Source organism: Streptomyces sp. CY-1, assembly GCF_047218265.1.
In the GTDB taxonomy this organism is placed as follows: domain Bacteria; phylum Actinomycetota; class Actinomycetes; order Streptomycetales; family Streptomycetaceae; genus Streptomyces; species Streptomyces niphimycinicus.
Genome location: NZ_CP178393.1, coordinates 2369302 through 2385501, shown reverse-complemented (window position 1 = coordinate 2385501; position 16200 = coordinate 2369302). Strand labels below are relative to the sequence as shown.

Here is a 16200-nt window from a genome sequence, read left to right as displayed (position 1 = left end):
CAATCCACTATGCATTGCAGATGTTCTGTCCGCAAGAACATCTGTGGGGAATCGCATTGTGGTAGGCTTCGCGGGTGAGCGCATCCATGTCGGAGAAGAAGCACAGCGGCGAGACCGCGGACCTGACGCTGGACACCGATCTGGGCTGGGCGATCCGCATGGTCTCCTCGGCATTCCGCAAGGTGGCCACCGAATCCGTCGCCACCCTGCCCGGAGGGGCGCGCGCCTACCTCGTCCTGGTCGCTCTCGCCGGCGGCGAGCCGCCCTCCCAGCTCGCCCTCGCCAAAGCCGTCAGCCTGGACCGGACCGTGATGACCTACCTGCTCGACGACCTCGAAGCGCACGAGCTGGTCACCCGCAGACCCGACCCCCGCGACCGCCGCGCACGCCAGGTCCTCCTCACCGACACCGGACGCACCCGCCTCGACGAGGTACGCCGGAACCTCGCGGCCGCCGAGGCGCGCCTGCTCACCGACCTGCACGACCACGACGCCCGCCAACTGCGCACCCTGCTCGCCCGCGTCGCGCAGACCGCACAGCGCGAATCCCTCGCGCCCGACGAATCCGACTGCTGACCAGGCGGCCCCTCACTCGCGACATCTGTCGGCAAACGATGGTTTTGTGGGGCGGGCGCTCGGGGCGCAGATGCACCGCGTCCGCCGGTTTCTGTACCAGAGCGGTGGCGTCCGTCCGGCCCCGCGGTAACGGGCACAGCGCCACCTGACCGGCGACGAGCGTGAGGAGATATCCGCCGTATCGCGGCTGGGGAGTCCGCCCGGCAACTGGCGAAGCTCGTCCAACGGCCCGCTCCGCGCGCGCTGGTGGCGGCCAAGCCGGCCCTGTGCTGGTCGCCAGAGCAGATCGCGGGCCGGCCGCGGCGCCGCTTCCCCGACCACGCCTCCATGCGGATCTCTCACGAAGCGATCACTCACCGCCCCTGCTCGCGCGGCGGGTGTGCCGGAGGCTTTCACGTCGGTGCCGGCCGTCGGACTCGGAGCCGTGGGCTACGACTTCGGGGCCTCACTCGCCGCGGCCGACGTGAACGACGACGGTTACGCGGACGTCCTCGCCGGGGTGCCCGGTGTCCCGGTGTCCCGGTGTCGGTGAGCCCGTTGGCCGAGCCGGGAAGGGTGGCGATCTCACCGTCGGCACCCGCGTCGGGTCGGTCGACGGCGAGGTCGGTGTAGCTGTCACCGTTGAGGTCACCCGCGGCGAGCGCTGTACCGCCCGTGCCGAGTAACACGTCGGGCGCGTCGGTGCGCAGCCCGCTCGCCGAACCGTGCGGCACCACGAGCGGGTCGGCGTCGCCCGTGGTGCCGAAGGTGAGGGCGACGTCCGTGTACGCCGGACCGTGGTCACGGAGAGACCGGTCTCCGCCGCCAGAGCCTGCTCAGTGGGCATCTTGCTGCCCTGAGGCCAGGTGCCGTCGAGGACTCTCCGGCGCAGTTCGGCGGCCAGGCGCCGGAACTTCAGTTCGCGAGCCGTCTGCGGGCGGGTGTCCACCATCCGTGCTCTCCCCACGGCCGCTGGTCTACGGGCCAGCGGTTCCAAGACATCATCGACGACGCCAGCGGGGCGTCATCGCTGTGCTTCCGCGAGCAGGTCCCAGGCGAGCAGGGCCACGCCCTGGCAACTGGCGGTGTCCTGCAACGCGGCCGGGACCACTTCGGGTGGTGCCTGGAAGGTCAGTCGCTCGGCGATCGCGGCCCGCAGCGGGACAAAGAGGAGGTCGCCCACCGCGGCCAGTTCGCCCCCGACGACGACCGTCCGAGGATCCAGCAGGCCGACCCCCGCCACGACGGCATCGGCGATCGCGGCGACCGCTTGTGTCCAGATCCGCCTGGCTCGGGGAGCTCCGTAGGCCGCGGCGCGCGCGGCGTGGACCGCGGTGGCGGTCGGGTCGCCGCTCGCGCGCGCCCATGCCTCGGCGATAGCGGGGACGGAGGCGACCGTCTCCAGGCAACCGACCGCCCCACAGGCACAACGCCTCCCGCCCGGGCGGACTCGGAGGTGGCCGAACTCGCCGCCGAAACCGTGCGCCCCGGATTCGATCCGGCCGTCGGTGACCACTGCACCCGCGATGCCGTCACCGAGGGAGAGGAACAGGAACCGGTCCTTGTCCTGGGCCGCACCCAGCCGCGCCTCTGCCAGTCCGGCGGAACGGACGTCGTGGCCGAGAGCGACCGGCAGGTTCCGCAGGGGTCGGCTCAGCAAGGAGCGCATCGGAACATCGCGCCAGCCCAGGTTGGCGGAGAACAGGGCCAGGCCGCGGCCCTCGTCGACAGCCCCGGGAACCGCGACGCCGACGCCGCGTGCCGCCTCCCCGTACTTCCGCAGTCCACAGCCACGCAGTTCGGCGATGAAGTCCAGGACACCCTCGGCCACCGCCTGGGCTCCCCGCTCGTGTCCGGAGGCGCGCCGCATGTGATCGAGCACGGTGCCGTCCCGTGCGATCAGGGCGGCTCGCGTGCCGGCTCTTCCGATATCGAGGGCGATGACGTGCTTCACGGTCGAGGACGTGCCGTAGGGCATGAAGGGACTCCCGGGGGCGACTCATCTGAAGGTGGCGCGAGACTCCACGCAAGCCACCCTGAAAGGAGGAATGCTCAAAGTTGATTGTTGCACCGCTATAACATGCAGTAAAGAGCAGAGGCGGCGCCGTCCCGTCCATGACCACCCATGACCACGAGAGCCGTGGACAAAGCGAGTTGTCCATGCGGGGCGACCACGGCCCCGTGGGCGAGGAGGGGCAGGCGAGTCAGCCGCGGCGCGGTTGCGGTCCGGCCATGGCCGCCTCGGCGGGAAGTGGTTCGCGGTGGTCGGCACGCAGACCGGCGAGGGAGATGTGCAGCAGCCTTTGCCACATATGCGGGCGGCACTCGTCGGTGACCTGCACGGCGTGTCCCAGGGAGACCAGCAGGAGCAGTAGGTCGTCGGTGGTCACGCCGGGGCGCAGCACGCCGGTGGCGCGGGCGCACAGTTCCTCGATGACGAGGCGAAGCTGATGGATGCCCTCCAGGTCGGGGACCGACCAGGTCAGTGCGAAGTTCTCCATGATCGCGCTGTGGCGTGCGTAGCCGGTCAGGGCTTGCTGGTAGAAGTCGGTCAAGGCCACCCAGGGGTCTTGGGCGTCGATGGCCGCTTGGCGTGCGGATTCCGCCCATTTGGAGAAGTCTCTGCGCAGGACCGTCTGGATGAGGTCTTCCTTCTTGGGGAAGTGCCGGTAGAGGGTGCCCATGCCCACTCCGCTGCGGCTGGCGATCTCGCGCACGTCCACCGTGGTGCCCTGTGCGGCCAGGACTTCGGAGGCGGCCTCGATGATCGCTTCCCGGTTGCGGATCGCATCCACGCGCGGCGCGCGGCGCCTGGTGGTGCCTTCCGGTTCAGCCACTGCCATGGGGCGAGCCTACCCCCGCTTATGCGGAGCATGTGCTCCGCCCTCGTGTTAGCTTTTGGGGAGCAAGTGCTCCGCATAGCGAAAGGGATGCCATGTCCGCCCTGTCCACGACCAGTGCGAACGATGCCACCGTGCCTGACGGCAACACCTGGAACGAGCGGATCATCGCCGAGTTCCGGGCGAATGCCGGGTACGTGTCCTGGAGCAGCGAAGAGGAGTTCGCCGCCGGCCGCCCCGTCCCGCCCTGGATGCCCGGTTTCGACGAGCGGGGCATGCCGCTCATCCTGGTGCACAACATCGGGGCCAAGAGCGGGCGCGAGCGGATCAACCCGTTGTTCTTCCAGCCGGTCGACAACGGCTGGGCCGTCTTTGGAACCCACGGCGGCAGTCCGCGTGATCCGGTGTGGTACCGCAATCTCATGGCGAACCCTCGGGTCACCGTCGAGGTGGGCACGGAAACCGTGTCGGCCGTAGCCCGGCTCGCGCAAGGAGAGGAGCGCGAGCGGATCTGGGCGAAAGAGGTGGCGCTCGTCCCGAAGTTCGCCGAGTTCGAGACAGCCGCGGGCAGGAAGATCCCCGTCGTCGTGCTGGAGCCCGGCTTTCCTGCGGCCAGGCACGCGCCGTCCTCGACGTGGCGACCTGCGTCAGCGGCAAGGTGAGCACCGGGCGGGACCTGCACGAATCAGGGACTTCCACACCAGGCCCCTCAACCAGGGAGAGGCACATGCCCCATCTCGCTCTGTACACGTTCGGCGTCCTGAAGTCGCCCCTCACCGACCCCGCACGTCTTATGCGGGAGTTCCACGAAAGCGGTGAGGCCGTTTACCGGGAGATCGGCCAGCACCCCGGATATATCGCTCAGGCTGAACCGGCGGACAACAGCCGGGGCACACTGTTCGACTGGAACTGGGGTGAATGGGGAGAGTTTACTGTTCCGGCCTGGTACGAGAAAGGCCGCACTGTGGAAACCACCGCCCTGATAGCGACCCTCTCCCTCTGGACCGACCTGCAATCCGCCTTCGACTCCATCTACACCGGTCTGCACCGCGCGGCGCTCAACAGGCGTTACGACTGGTTCGAGAGGACGGGACACCCGGGTTATGCGTTCTGGTGGGTTACCGACGGCACGATACCCACCTGGCAGGACGGGGTTACCAGGCTGGAACACCTCCACGATCACGACTACGCACCGTACGCCTTCACCTTCCACCACTCGTTCGATCCAGCCGGAACACCGACCAGGCTCAAAGGCATCCGTGATCAGGCTCCGGACCTGCGTGGATGATGTATTGACCCCCGCAGAGTTCGCGCACGGTCGCCATGTCGCTGAACGGGAGCAGCCGCTCACCGACGATCTGGTACGGCTCGCTGCCCTTTCCGGCGATCAGGACGATGTCGTTCCGGTCGGCGGCGGACAGGGCGTAGGCAATCGCCCGACGGCGATCGGTCAACCGCTCGAACGCCGTCCCGGTCGCCGCGAGACCTGGGGCGATCTGGTCCAGGATCGTCTCGGGATCCTCGTTGCGAGGGTTGTCCGAGGTGAGGACGCACAGGTCGGAGTGGGTCCCGGCGATCTTCCCCATCCGGGCACGCTTGGTGACGTCACGGTCCCCGCCACAGCCGAAGACGGTGATGACCCGGCCGGAGGCGAAGGCCCGGATGGTGGTGAGGACCTGGTCCAAGGAGTCCGGGGAGTGGGCGTAGTCCACGATCACGGACGTGCCGCTCGGGGTTTCGAATCGTTCGAGCCGACCCGGGATCGGAGGCATCCGGTCGAGTGCGGTGACCAGTCCCTCCAGGTCGTGCCCCAGGACGTGGCAGGCGGCCACGGCCGCCAGCGCGTTCGCCACCGAGAATCGGCCGGGAACCGGGATCGCCGCCGGATACTTGCGACCGTCGTGGTGGAGAGTGAACCGCGTACCGAAGGCATCCATGATGAGGTCGGTGGCCCGGTAGTCCGCCTCGGCGTCGAGGGCGTATGTGGTCACCGCGCCGGGCATCATCACCGGGATCCCGGCGCCCACCGGATCGTCGACGTTGACAACCGCGTGTCGGCACAGGCCCTGGAACAGGCGCAGCTTCGCGTCCCGGTAGTTCTCCATCGTTCCGTGGTCGTCGAGGTGGTCCTGCGTCAGGTTGGTGAAGACCCCGACATCGATGAACGAGTGGTCCACTCGGTGTGTCAGCAAACCCATCGACGTGGCTTCCAGAACCACGCTCCCGACCCCGCGGTCGCGCATGCACCCCAGCAGGTACTGGAAGTCCGGCGATTCCGGTGTGGTCAACACCGACCTCGGCATGGGGATCGGCTCGTCGCCGATCCGGTTGCCGGACGTTCCGATGACGCCCACCTTGGCACCCTCGGCGATCCGCAGGACGGACTCGACCATGTACGACACCGACGTCTTCCCGTTGGTGCCGGTGATGGCCACCATGTCCATACGCCGCCCCGGATCGCCGTAGTAGCGGGAGGTGACGACCGCGGCCGCCGTCCGCGTATCCGGGACCCGGACGACACACACCCCCGCGGCCGCGGCCCGGACCGGCGCCGGGAGATCCGGCGCTGTCCCGTCGACGAATACCGCCACCGCTCCGCGCGCGAGGGCGGGCCCAACCGACTCGGGACCGCCCTCACCATGGCCGGGCACCGCGATGAACAGCGACCCCGGCGAGACCCGGCGGGCGTCGAAGCACGCTCCCGCAGTGATCTCCGTATCGGGGTCGCCCTGAAGAATCTCGTGGTCGTGCCCGGCCAGCAGCTCGCTCAGCTTCACAGGAATCCTTATCGATGACGCGGCTCGTCCGGCCGTGCGGCCGTGCGGCCGTCGCAGGCAGACGGCGGGGCCGACGGCGCGCCGAAGCCGGGGGGCGGAAAGAAACGGGCCTGGCAACTACCGGATCGGGCCGGAGGCCACCACTCAGCCCGACAGGTGGAGTATCACGGGGAGACGGGGAGCGGACCGCGGCGAAAGAAATCCACGGTCAGGCGGCCCGGCCGGACAGGGGTCCGGCCGGACAGGGGCCGTGGGAAATCGCTAGCCGTGGCCGTGCAAGGCCCGGCAACTGGTCTGCGGCACCTCGGCGTAGAGGGCGGTGGAGCACAGCGTGCGAGGCGCCTGTCGGCACTCCCTCACCCTCACAGCACGCGTGCAACCCATGTGGTGAGTGTACGTCCAACGCAACGGTCCGAGATACGCGTAGGCGCCCGTCCCGAGGCAGCGGCGTAAAAGCGCTGTCGGATGCCACCAAGCGGTGCATGACGGAAGTGCAAGCGAAGCTGGCGTATGGAGGCGCTGTCGTGGGGACCATTTGGGGACCACGTCCGGGACACCGGCGCAGGCCGCCCGCTCGTCGGTCGCCGCTGCGACCGACCTCGCCCTCACCGGCCGGCCGGGACTTGTCGTCGGCCCTGACGGCCTGCCGCTCTCGCCACCGCGCCGGGCGACCGACCCTCGCCTGGCCGAGGCCGTCCGCACACTCAGCCGATGCCTCGCGCCGCCGACGGACGGAGACTGATGCAGCCCTCCCCTTGGCGGCCCGGCCACCGTGACGGCTGAACCGACACAGGGTCCGTGCCGTTGGGGCCGGGTCCGCGACGAGGCTGGCGCGGAACACGGTTCCGTCCAGGTTCAGTTGTCACGGGCGAGTCGGGGGCTGGTGGGCCGTCGGCGAAGCCGTGTGGTCCGTGCGTGCCGGGTCCGGGGCCAGCTCTCGCAGGAGGCCGGGGGAGAAGTTGCCGCCGGTGAGGACCGTGGCCAGGGAACCGGCACCGAGGTCGTGACGGAGTGCGGCGGCGATGCCGACCGCGCCCGAGGGTTCCAGGATCAGGCCCAGGGTGTCCCGCACCAACCGCAGTGCCCGCCGGATGTCCTCCTCGTCGACGAGAAGAACCTCGTCGACGACCTCGCGCATCCAGGCCACCGCCGCGGGCACCGGCACCCGTACGGCGATGCCGTCCGCCATGGTGTGCACCGGTCCCGTGGTCTCGGGCGCGCCGGTGCGCCAGCTCGTCGCCATGGCGGGGGCTCCCGTCGCGCACACCCCGATGATCCGGGTACGAGGTGAGCGGGCCTTCGTCCAGCAGCCGATGCCGCTGATGAGTGCGCCGTTGCCGACCGGGACGACGATCGCGTCGAGGCCGAGCGGGGCCAGTTCCACGGCGATGGTGCCGGCGCCCTCCGCGATGAGCGGTTCGTCGCCGTCCTCCACGAAGACGCACTCCGGGCGGGTGCCGGCGTACGCCCGGGCCGCGTCCTTGGCGGCGTCGAAGTCGGCTCCCGACAGCAGGACTTCGGCGCCCAGTTCCCGCATCCGCGCCACCTTGTTGGGGTTGGCGTCATGGGCGGCGAACACCGTCACCGGGATACCGCGGGCCCGTCCGACATACGCCATGGCCTGGCCGAAGTTGCCGGCCGAGGCGCAGACGACATGCCGCGCGACCGCCGCTTGCCGCAGAAAGAGGTCCACTCCGCGGCCCTTGAAGGACCGGAGCGGGTTGAGTGTCTCCACCTTGACCACGGTGTCCCGGCCGAGCGCGCGGGAGAGCGAGGGCTCCGAGAACTGGGGAGTGTGGAGGAAGACGGGGTCGATGAGACGGGCGGCCTCGTCGATGCCGTCAGGAGACAAAGGCGTTACGGTCATGACTCATCCTAAGTCGGCACCCGGCGCGGCCGAACTGGGCCCGGGGGACGAGATGGACGAATGGCAGAACGCCGTGCGGTAGGTCCGCTTCGTGGACTGCTGTGACCGGGACACCCCGGAGCGAAGCTTGTCGGCGTAGGACTGACCTTCATCACGCAGCGGATCGAATCCCGCCGTGACGAGGTGCGCCTGCGGCGTGTCCCGGGCGACCTCACCGTAGACGACCGACACATGCCACGGCCGACGACGGGGCCACGATCCCCTTGCGCCGGTACCGGCGGCAGGCGCCCAGGTCGGCAATCGCGCACGGGCACTGGGTGCCTTGTGAGCACCGGCCAGCGGCGAGCGTCCAGTTCGGGCGGGTCCGGGTCACGCAGGGCTCGTAGGGCGCCGAGTCGCGCGGTCGGCGGCTTCCCACAGGGCCGTGCCGAGCTCCTGGCTGTGGAGCTGGGCGGAACCCTTGGCGTGGCGGGTGTGGACGAAGTACGCGCCGTCAAGGGGCTGTTGGCGGGTGGCCAGTTCAATCAGCCGTTCGGCGCCTTGGCGAGGGGTGCCGATGAACGGGCGGGCGGCGGTCTTCAGGAGGCTGCCGGTGCGTCCCATGTACCGGCCGAAGTCCGAGGCGATGATGCCGGGGTGGAAGTCGCCGGCGTCCACGTCCGGGTTGCGGCGGTGGAACTCGCGTAGCAGCACTCCGGCGGCGAGCTTGGCCCGGGCGTAGGTACGGTGGCCCGACACACGCGGCTCTCCCGCGAGAGTGGCGGCGAGGTTGTACAGGGGAAGGACGGCATTGTTGTGGGACCGGGAGTTGGTCAGCAGGACACGGCCGGTACCGAGCTGCCCGGCCAACTGTGTCATCAGCAGCCACGGCGCCAGGGCGTTGGCCTGGAAGGAGGCGTCGATCCCGTCGTCGGTGAGGCGCGGGGGCATGACGCCTCCGGCGTTGAGTGCCAGTACGTCGATGTTCGGCACGGCGAGGGCCAGCCGCGCGGCCAGAGTGCGGGTCTGGGACAGGCTGGTGAAGTCGGCCGTGTAGGTGGGCGCGTGCAGTTCCTCGCCGATGGCCCTGGTGCGTTTCTCGTCGCGGCCTACGAGGTGCAGTGCGGCGCCTCGGGCGCTGAGGAGGCGGGCCGCCTCGGCGCCCAGGCCCGAGCTCGCCCCCGTCAGCACGATGGTCTTGCCCGTGAGGTTCATGGGAGCGTCATCCTTTCGGTGCGCCGCTGACCGAGAGGCGGTCGGCGGCGGGGCTGGGGGATTCGGCGGCGTCCAGCAGGCACTGGGCCAGGTCGGCGCGGCTGATCGCCAGGGGCGAGGGGGTTTTGATGTCGGGGCGGGCGGACCAGGCGGGTGAGGCGGGCTGGTCGGTCAGCGAGCCGAAGTAGGCGATGGTGAAGTCGAGTCCCGAGGCGGCGAGGATCGCCTCCGCGGTGTCGAAGTCCTGGTAGTCGCGGCGGATGAGCAGCCGGGTCAGCGCCTTGAGCGGCCACGCGGTGTGCTGTCGTGAGGCGCCGCTTCCCCAGGCCAGCGGCATGGCGATACGCCGTACCCGATGCAGATGCATGGCGGCCACCAGATTCGCGGTGGCCCGGGCCATCACCGCGGAGCCGGTACGTGCCTTGAGCCAGAGCGGATTGCCCAGTGCGCTGACGATCGCGTCCTGCCCGTCGACGGCGCGGCGTACGGCGGCCAGGTCGTCGCCCACAGCACCCTCCACGATGCGCGGCCCCGGCGTCTCGGCCTGCCCCGCACCCTGTCGTACGAGTGCGGTCACCTGGTGTCCGCGCTCCAGGGCGTGGGTGACCACTTGCCTGCCCAGGCCGCCGTTGGCGCCGACCACGAGGAGCTTCATCTCCGTCATCTCACTTCATCTGAACCCGTCCCACGTTTCAGCTTGCCTGAAACTCGGGGCGTAATCCCGCGCCGGGTCCGCTCGAACTGGAGACTGCCTGGAACTCCAGTTAAAGTCAAACTGAAACTTTCCGAGGAGGAACGAGGAGTCGTGACCGCCCAGCCCCCGCCCACCAGCACCGCCTTCCTGCTCGCCGCCCTGGGGCGGCGAGCACGCGAGGACGTCGAACGGGCACTCAAGCCGACCGGCTATACGCTGCGTCATCTCTCGGCCCTCGGCCACCTGTTGAGGGAGCCGGGCATGTCCTACAGCGAACTGGGCCGCAGGGCAGGGATCACCGCACAGAGCGCCCAGGCCACCGTCCGGCAACTGGAAGAGCGCGGTGCCGTCGAGCGCCGCACCGACCCCGGACGAGGCCGCACCGCGGAGCTCCACGTCACGGCGAGTGGCCAGGAACTCCTGCGGGCGGGGCGCGATGCCTACGCCGAGGTGGACGCCGTCCTGGAACGCGTGCTCGGGAAGCAACGGTGCCAGGACCTCACCGGGCTTCTCCTGTCGGCGTTGTCCGGGGGCTCTTCAGAGAGGGGCTGAGCTGGTCCGATCGCCCCCGTCAGGCCCCTTCGGGCTTGCGGGCCAGCAGGCAGGCTTGCGGTCTGTTCGCCATTCCGCCGGGCTCCTGTTCCAGCCTTGCGGTGACGACGAGTCCGGCCCGCTCCAGCAGGCCGACCATGCGCTCCAGTGGCAGGAGGTACGACTCGTAGGACACCGGACGGCCGTAGCCCTGGGTCGGCTGTAGCCGTTCATCGCCGACATAGTCTCCCCAGAGCAGGTAGCCGCCGGGCGCGAGCGTGCGGTGAAACTCGGCGAACACCGCCGGCAGCCACTGCGGGGGCGTGTGGTGGGTGGAGTACCAGGCCAGGATGCCGCCGAGCTCGTCGTCCCGCATCTCCAGGGCCGTCATCGAGCCCTCGGTGAACCGCAGGTCCGGATAGGCGTGCCGGGCCAGCCCGATCATCTTCGGTGACAGATCGACACCGAAGGCGGACACTCCCAGCCCGGCCAGGTGCGCCGTCACACGGCCGGGGCCGCATCCCAGGTCCGCGACCGGCCCCAGGCCAGCCGTCCGCACGAGCTCGGCAAACCCCGCCAGCATCGCACGTGACAGCGGGTCCATCGCGGCTGGAGGCGGGACGCGTTCGACGTAAGCAGCGGCGACCGTGTCGTACGACTCGCGCACATCGGTCAGAAACGAGGGCTCGGCCATGCGGGCGACCCTAGACCCATACGGCCCGCGCCACGCTCCCGCGAACCTGTGCCGCTCGAAGCGGGGAGTCGTAGCTCACCGCCCCGCCCGCTCCAGCTCCCCGCGCAGCTCCGCCGCGCTCCCGCAGCCGATCTCGGGGCGCTCCCGCAGCGCCGTGTCGATGACCTCCGCGAGGCGTCGTGGGATGGCCGGGTCGCGGCGGCGGATCGGGATCGCCGGCTCCTGGAGGACGACCTGCCAGGGGTCCTTGGCGCGCGGGAACTCGCGCGGGGTCCTTCCGGTCAGCGTGTGGTAGAGGCAGGCGGCCAGTGCCCAGACGTCCATGGCGGGGGTGGCCTTGCGGAAGTCGATGACCTGTTGGCGCGGCATGAACATCGGTTTGCCCGCCGCGGTGCCGGTGCGTGTCAGCCCGCTCAGGCCCGCCTGGTCAAATGCCTTTCCGATGCCGAAGTCCGCGATCTTCGCCGTCGTCGAGCCGTCGGTCTCCCGGTGCAGCAGGATGTTGGAGGGGCTCAGGTCGCGGTGGACGACGCCCTGTCCGTGCGCGTGTTCCAGGCCCTTGAGCGCCTGCACCGCGATGGGCACCGCCTCCTCGACCGGGAGTCGCCCGCCGCGTTCGGCGACGAGCCGGTCCAGGCTGCCGCCGGTGCAGAACTCGGTGGTCAGATAGAAGGTTCCGGATCCGAAGCCCGCGTCGTGCAGCGCGACGACGTGCGGATGCTTCATGGCCCGGGTGAGCGCCACCTCGCGCAGGAACCGGGCGCGCGCCGTCTCGCTCGCCGCCACCTTCGGCAGCATCACCTTCAGCGCCACCTCGACGCCGGTGGCCTCGTGCCGGGCCAGATACACCGCGCCCATGCCGCCACGGCCGAGCTCCCGGATCACCGAGTAGCCGCGGATGGCCCTGAGGTCGGCGCGGCCGCCGTGCGCCAGCTCGAGCAGCAGCTTGAGCACGGCGTCGGGCCGGGCCTGACAGGCGGCGCACAACAACTCGCCGGGGCGGCCGCCCGCCTCGTCGCCCAGCTCGCGCTCGCACTTGGCGCAGCGCGCGAGCCTCAGCGTGGCGACCTGGGGCCGTGTGATGTCGACGCGGAACACGGTGTCACCGAGGCGGATCCGGTCGCCGTCCTTGAGGTCGTGCTCGGGGTAGGAATCCGCGACGGCCTCCTCGGGAGTGAGGCCGCGGCGCCGCTGGCCGATCTTCTCGCCGTTGACGTACGTGCCGTTGAGGCTGCCGAAGTCGCGGATGCGGATGTCCGGCGGGTTGATATCGAGCAGGCAGTGGTGGCGGGAGACGGTCTTGTGGTCGGGGTCGTCGGGCAGTTGCGGCGAACAGTCGGTGGAGCGGCCGAGGACGCAGGTGGTGCGCTCCTCGAAGACGTACGCGCCGGGCTTGGCCCGGCCCTCGACGAGGGTGAGCGTGATGGTGGCCGAGGGCGTCACGGAGGATCGTCTCCTTGTGGGTGAGGGAGGACTTCGGAGGGCTTCGGGGGCGAGACGGTGGACGTGAGCGTGCCGCGTGCGGCGTCGGACCGTACGCGTCCCGCTCCGCTCAGTCGGCCGTCAGCTCCCAGTCGAGGTCCCAGAGCCGGATGCCGTCGTCTCCCGCCGTGACCAAGTTGCGCAGGTCGGGGGTGAGTTCGAGGTGCCGGATGCGTTGTTGGTGCCCTTCGAACACATGCAGGCATCGGCCGGTGGCGACCTCCCACATCCGTACGGTTCTGTCGTGGCCGGCCGAGAAGGCGAACCGGGCGTCGGGTGTGAACCGCACGGCCGAGACCCAGCCCTCGTGCCCCGCGAACTCGCGTACCGACCGCCTGGCACCGGCGTCCCACAGCCGGATCGGTTCGTCCTCGGCGCCCGAGGACATGACCTGGTGTGTGGACATGGCCAGGCGGCCGTCGGCGCTCAGACACGCCGACAGGATCGGTTCCCGGGGGCCGGTCCAGGTCCGCAGGCAGGCTCCGGTGTCGAGATCCCGCAGCCGGACCACGCCGCCTGAGTCGCCGACCGCCGCGAGCCGCCCGTCCGCGGACGTGGAGATCACGTTGACCGGGCCGTTCCCGGTGATCGTCGTGACGCAGCGGTCGTCGTCCAGGTCCCATCGGCGCAGGACACCGTCGCCGCTGCCGAACCAGGCGTACCTCCCGTCGCCGGTGAACCTGATGGTCCTCCTCATGTCCCAGTCCGGAATCAGCCGACGGCACTCGCCGTCCGCCAGTCGCCGCCGGATGACCGCGAGTGGCTTGGTGCCCTCGCACAGGACGTACTGGCCGTCGTCGCTCAACGCCACGCCGCCCACCCTGCCCGGGTGATCGTCGAGGACGCGTGTGCAGTCGCCGCTGTCCAGATCCCAGATCCGTACGGTGCCGTCGCTCTGCCCGCTGACGGCGAGCCGGACATCCGCGGCGACACCGATCGCCGTGATGGCGCCGAAGGAGAGGTGGCCGGCGTCCAGCGGCCGCGACCAGGCGGAGCGCAGCCGTACGTGGCGCGCCGAGCGGCCCAGTTCGTGCCAGGCGGCCAGGACCTGGGGCGCACGCTCGTATCCCGGTATCTCCCGTGCGCGGGTCAACAGGCCGAAGGCTGCCCGGTGTCGGCCGTTCGACATCGCCCGGTGTGCTTCGGCGAGCAGTTCCTCGGCCAGTCCGCCGAGCCGGCTGACCTCCGCGTACTCGCGCGGCTTGATCACGTGTGGTTCGGCGGCGTATCCGGTACCGGGCAACCGCCAGCGGTGCATGGGCAGTTCGGGATGCCCGCCGACGGAGCAGCCGAACCGGTCGTCGCCGTCCGGGAATCCGACGTGGTGCATTCCGTACGCGTCGGTGGTGAAGGTCCGCAGACACCGGCCGCTGCTCAGCTCCCAGATCTGAACGGTGTGGTCGCCGGTCGTTCCGGACAGCAGCAGCCGCCCACTGTCGCCGAAGGCCAGGTGACCGGCCGCGGCGGTCAGCCCCGTCAATGTACGCAGCGGACCGACCTGCCGGCCGTCCCCCACATCCCACACCCGGATCACCCGGTCGTCGCAGGCCACCGCGACCATCCGCCCGTCGGGACTGAAGCACAGCGCATGCGCCGCCGAGCCGGCGGCCAGCACCCGGCACCGGCCATCGGCCACGCTCCACAGCCGCGCCCCGTCCTCCTCGGCGGTGAGCACATGGCGCCCGTCGGCGCTCAGCTCGTACTGCGAGCCGTCCAGGTAGTTGGCCTTGAATGCCTCCCCGAGCATCCACCGGCAGGTCCCGGTCCGCGGTTCCCAGACCTGGACGCGCCCGTCCGCACCCTGCCACACACCGATGCGCCCGTCGGCGCTCAACCTGACCGGGCACCCCGTGGCGCGTGCGACGGAGCGCATGACACGGGTACACCTGCCCGCCCCGAGATCCCAGAACTGCACCGTGCCGTCGCGGCTCGTGGACAGCGCGTACGAGCCGTCAGGGGTGAGGTCGACGCCGAGCACCTGCGTGCGGTGGCCCTTGACCGCCGACCGCTGTGCGCCGGTCGCCGTGTCCCACAGCCGGAGCACGCCGTCCCAGTGGCCGCTGAGCGCGAGGCGTCCGTCGGGAGCGAACCGGATCGGCAGGTAGCCCATCACCTCGTGCCGGGCGAGCAGTTTCACCGGCGCGAACGGCAGCGCGAACGGCTCGCGGAACTCACGGGTGCCGGTGTGCCGGGCATCGGCCACGGTTCCGGAGGCCGCCACCCGCAGCGCCGCCCGTACGTCGGTGTCGTCGGGCCGTTCGCGCGCGAGGGTGTCGAGCAGGTCGTGTGCCGCCGCGAGGTCACCGCGTTCGAGGTGGACCCGGGCCAGAAACAGCCGCACCTGCCAGGAGGACGCACCGGACCCACCCGGGATCGCCTCCAACCGGGCCACGAGTTCCTCATCGGTGATCGCCCCCGTACGCCACCGGAACAGGCCACCGTTGTACACGGCCCCGACGTGGTGCGGGTCGACCGCGAGCGCCTGGTCGAAGGCATGCTCGGCGTCGGCGGGCCGGTTCAGGTCGAGGAGCGACAGGCCACGGTTGTTGAGTTCGTCGGCGCGCAGATCGGCGGCCTGCGAGATGGGACGCGGATACGCCGAGCCGGTCGCCTGCTCGTAGATCCCGGTCAGTACATCCGCGATGTCCGCCATCGAGGCCGGCCGGCGGGCCGGGTGCTGCCGCAGGCAGCGCCGGAGCAGGTGGGCGACTTCCGGCGGCGCCGCGACCGGATTCGAGGGGTCGGCCAGGTATTCCTCCAGTGCGAGACCCGCGACCGAACCAGCCGCCCAATGCACACCGCCGGTGAACATCTCCAGGACCGAGACCGCGAAACTGTAGACATCGCTGCGCCGCCCGACGGGCTCGCCCGCGAGCTGCTCCGGGGACGCGTAGCCGACCGTCATGCCGCCGAATGGCACCAACACGCTTTCACCCGGCGTCACTTGGAGTTCGGTCGGGGCCGTGGCGGCCTTGGACCGGGCGAGACCGAAGTCGGTGATCTTCGCGGCGCCCGTGCCGTCGAGCAGAATGTTGGCCGGCTTCACGTCCTGGTGCACCAGGTCTCTGCGATGGGCGTGTTCGAGCCCACGGGCCGCTTGGACCGCCGTGTCGAGAACACGGGCGAGGGCCTGCCGTGCGTCCCCGGCGTGGAGGCGCCCGTCGCCGATCCACTCGGCCAGGCTGCCGCCGTCGACGTACTCGGCGAACACGCGGGGGACACCGTCGATCACCCGCACGTAATGGCAGGCGCAGACGTTCGGATGGAGCCCGAGGGACACCCATGCCTCGGCCTCCCTGACGAACAGCTCCTGATCGCCGGGGCTCCGGAACAGCTCGGGCCGCGAACTCTTCACCGCCATGTCGATGCCCCAGGCGAGATGCCGTACCCGGTGCACGACGCCCATCCCGCCCCGGCCGAGCTCGCCGACCACCCGGTACCGGCCGTCGACGGTCTCGCCGGTCACCCAAACCGCCGGCGACGTAGGTGCGTTCACTGCGATTCCTCATCGTGATCGCGGCAGAAGCCGCCGTCCTGGAAGGCCCGGACGTGGAAGGCCCCGTTGTC

15 protein-coding genes and 2 pseudogenes are annotated in these 16200 nt (G+C 70.4%); 5 read left to right on the top strand and 12 right to left on the bottom strand.

The features are described 5' to 3' along the window. Positions 1 to 74 precede the first annotated feature (74 nt). Together ACK1X7_RS09970 and ACK1X7_RS09965 are read left to right on the top strand one after the other, a co-directional pair. Positions 75 to 575 (top strand): MarR family winged helix-turn-helix transcriptional regulator, encoded by a 501-nt coding sequence (locus ACK1X7_RS09970; RefSeq protein WP_385143128.1) that lies wholly within the window; start codon positions 75 to 77, stop codon positions 573 to 575. Positions 576 to 975: 400 nt separating this feature from the next. Next, positions 976 to 1107 (top strand): FG-GAP repeat protein, encoded by a 132-nt coding sequence (locus ACK1X7_RS09965; RefSeq protein ID WP_413116862.1) that lies wholly within the window; start codon positions 976 to 978, stop codon positions 1105 to 1107. A 46-nt stretch (positions 1108 to 1153) separates the two neighbouring features. Here ACK1X7_RS09965 and ACK1X7_RS09960 read toward each other — a convergent pair. The 4 genes and pseudogenes from ACK1X7_RS09960 to ACK1X7_RS09945 all read right to left on the bottom strand — a co-directional run. Continuing rightward, positions 1154 to 1243: pseudogene (locus ACK1X7_RS09960) on the bottom strand (hypothetical protein); the annotation flags it as partial. Between the two features lie 110 nt (positions 1244 to 1353). Next, positions 1354 to 1506, bottom strand: a pseudogene (locus ACK1X7_RS09955) (GntR family transcriptional regulator); the annotation flags it as partial. A 72-nt stretch (positions 1507 to 1578) separates the two neighbouring features. After that, positions 1579 to 2532: an ROK family protein gene (locus ACK1X7_RS09950; RefSeq protein WP_390792475.1), complete on the bottom strand. Its 954-nt coding sequence runs from the start codon at positions 2530 to 2532 to the stop codon at positions 1579 to 1581. A gap of 226 nt (positions 2533 to 2758) precedes the next feature. Beyond that, a complete protein-coding gene (locus ACK1X7_RS09945) occupies positions 2759 to 3397 on the bottom strand; it encodes a TetR/AcrR family transcriptional regulator (RefSeq protein ID WP_385143134.1) in 639 nt (212 codons plus the stop codon). Between the two features lie 92 nt (positions 3398 to 3489). Here ACK1X7_RS09945 and ACK1X7_RS09940 point away from each other — a divergent pair, with 92 nt between their 5' ends. After that, positions 3490 to 4056 (top strand): nitroreductase/quinone reductase family protein, encoded by a 567-nt coding sequence (locus ACK1X7_RS09940; RefSeq protein WP_413114973.1) that lies wholly within the window; start codon positions 3490 to 3492, stop codon positions 4054 to 4056. A gap of 65 nt (positions 4057 to 4121) precedes the next feature. Continuing rightward, positions 4122 to 4682 (top strand): DUF3291 domain-containing protein, encoded by a 561-nt coding sequence (locus ACK1X7_RS09935; protein WP_390792476.1) that lies wholly within the window; start codon positions 4122 to 4124, stop codon positions 4680 to 4682. On the opposite strand, the gene ACK1X7_RS09930 is transcribed toward ACK1X7_RS09935, so the two are convergent. From ACK1X7_RS09930 to ACK1X7_RS09910, 5 genes are all read right to left on the bottom strand, one after another. Next, on the bottom strand, positions 4642 to 6171 hold the full coding sequence (locus ACK1X7_RS09930) for a UDP-N-acetylmuramoyl-L-alanyl-D-glutamate--2,6-diaminopimelate ligase (protein WP_413114972.1): 1530 nt from the start codon (positions 6169 to 6171) through the stop codon (positions 4642 to 4644). The genes ACK1X7_RS09935 and ACK1X7_RS09930 overlap by 41 nt on opposite strands. Before the next feature lie 862 nt (positions 6172 to 7033). After that, positions 7034 to 8038 carry a threonine ammonia-lyase gene (locus ACK1X7_RS09925; RefSeq protein ID WP_385143142.1) on the bottom strand — a complete coding sequence of 335 codons (1005 nt, stop codon included), beginning with the start codon at positions 8036 to 8038 and terminating at the stop codon, positions 7034 to 7036. 3 nt (positions 8039 to 8041) lie between these two features. Beyond that, positions 8042 to 8269, bottom strand: a complete 228-nt coding sequence (locus ACK1X7_RS09920; RefSeq protein WP_413114971.1) for an alpha/beta hydrolase fold domain-containing protein — start codon at positions 8267 to 8269, stop codon at positions 8042 to 8044. A 138-nt stretch (positions 8270 to 8407) separates the two neighbouring features. Further along, complete coding sequence (locus ACK1X7_RS09915; protein WP_385143148.1) at positions 8408 to 9232, bottom strand: SDR family NAD(P)-dependent oxidoreductase; 825 nt, start codon at positions 9230 to 9232, stop codon at positions 8408 to 8410. A gap of 7 nt (positions 9233 to 9239) precedes the next feature. Further along, positions 9240 to 9896, bottom strand: a complete 657-nt coding sequence (locus ACK1X7_RS09910; RefSeq protein ID WP_385143151.1) for an NAD(P)-dependent oxidoreductase — start codon at positions 9894 to 9896, stop codon at positions 9240 to 9242. A gap of 141 nt (positions 9897 to 10037) precedes the next feature. On the opposite strand from ACK1X7_RS09910, the gene ACK1X7_RS09905 reads away from it, so the two are divergent. Beyond that, positions 10038 to 10478, top strand: a complete 441-nt coding sequence (locus ACK1X7_RS09905; RefSeq protein ID WP_390792480.1) for a MarR family winged helix-turn-helix transcriptional regulator — start codon at positions 10038 to 10040, stop codon at positions 10476 to 10478. A 19-nt stretch (positions 10479 to 10497) separates the two neighbouring features. Here ACK1X7_RS09905 and ACK1X7_RS09900 read toward each other — a convergent pair whose 3' ends face one another. From ACK1X7_RS09900 to ACK1X7_RS09890, 3 genes are all read right to left on the bottom strand, one after another. Continuing rightward, a complete protein-coding gene (locus tag ACK1X7_RS09900; RefSeq protein WP_385143156.1) occupies positions 10498 to 11151 on the bottom strand; it encodes a class I SAM-dependent methyltransferase in 654 nt (217 codons plus the stop codon). A gap of 75 nt (positions 11152 to 11226) precedes the next feature. Then, complete coding sequence (locus ACK1X7_RS09895) at positions 11227 to 12594, bottom strand: protein kinase domain-containing protein (protein ID WP_413114970.1); 1368 nt, start codon at positions 12592 to 12594, stop codon at positions 11227 to 11229. Between the two features lie 109 nt (positions 12595 to 12703). Continuing rightward, positions 12704 to 16129 carry a protein kinase domain-containing protein gene (locus ACK1X7_RS09890; protein ID WP_390792482.1) on the bottom strand — a complete coding sequence of 1142 codons (3426 nt, stop codon included), beginning with the start codon at positions 16127 to 16129 and terminating at the stop codon, positions 12704 to 12706. Positions 16130 to 16200 lie beyond the last annotated feature (71 nt).

Coding starts and splice junctions, on each gene's coding strand:
- ACK1X7_RS09950 (WP_390792475.1), bottom strand. CDS start 2,532: ATGCCCTACGGCACGTCCTCGACCGTGAAGCACGTCATCGCCCTCGAT.
- ACK1X7_RS09945 (WP_385143134.1), bottom strand. CDS start 3,397: ATGGCAGTGGCTGAACCGGAAGGCACCACCAGGCGCCGCGCGCCGCGC.
- ACK1X7_RS09940 (WP_413114973.1), top strand. CDS start 3,490: ATGTCCGCCCTGTCCACGACCAGTGCGAACGATGCCACCGTGCCTGAC.
- ACK1X7_RS09935 (WP_390792476.1), top strand. CDS start 4,122: ATGCCCCATCTCGCTCTGTACACGTTCGGCGTCCTGAAGTCGCCCCTC.
- ACK1X7_RS09925 (WP_385143142.1), bottom strand. CDS start 8,038: ATGACCGTAACGCCTTTGTCTCCTGACGGCATCGACGAGGCCGCCCGT.
- ACK1X7_RS09915 (WP_385143148.1), bottom strand. CDS start 9,232: ATGAACCTCACGGGCAAGACCATCGTGCTGACGGGGGCGAGCTCGGGC.
- ACK1X7_RS09910 (WP_385143151.1), bottom strand. CDS start 9,896: ATGACGGAGATGAAGCTCCTCGTGGTCGGCGCCAACGGCGGCCTGGGC.
- ACK1X7_RS09900 (WP_385143156.1), bottom strand. CDS start 11,151: ATGGCCGAGCCCTCGTTTCTGACCGATGTGCGCGAGTCGTACGACACG.